Genomic DNA, 296 nt, shown 5'->3' on the forward strand with positions numbered 1-296 from the left:
TCGAGGTAGGCGTTGGCGGCGGCGTAGTTGGCCTGCCCGGCCGCGCCGACGGTCCCGGCGGTGGAGGAGAACAGCACGAACGCGGCGAGGTCGAGGCCGGCGGTGAGGGCGTGGAGGTGGTCGGCCCCCAGGCGCTTCGCGCTCAGCACCGACGCCAGCTTGGCCGGGGTCAGGGAGTCCACGACGCCGTCGTCGACGACCCCGGCGGTGTGCATCACCGCGGTCAGCGGGAGGTCGGCCGGCACGCCGGCGAGCACGGCTTCCAGCGCGTCGCGATCGGCGACGTCGCAGGCCTC

At 75.3% G+C, this 296-nt stretch carries 1 protein-coding gene; it reads right to left on the minus strand.

All coding sequences use genetic code 11. From position 1 onward, the window contains the following. A partial coding sequence (locus G3I65_RS20405) for a KR domain-containing protein (protein ID WP_160697519.1) occupies positions 1 to 296 on the minus strand: 296 nt, incomplete at both ends.

This window comes from Amycolatopsis sp. SID8362 (assembly GCF_010550475.1).
In the GTDB taxonomy this organism is placed as follows: Bacteria; Actinomycetota; Actinomycetes; order Mycobacteriales; family Pseudonocardiaceae; genus Amycolatopsis; species Amycolatopsis eburnea.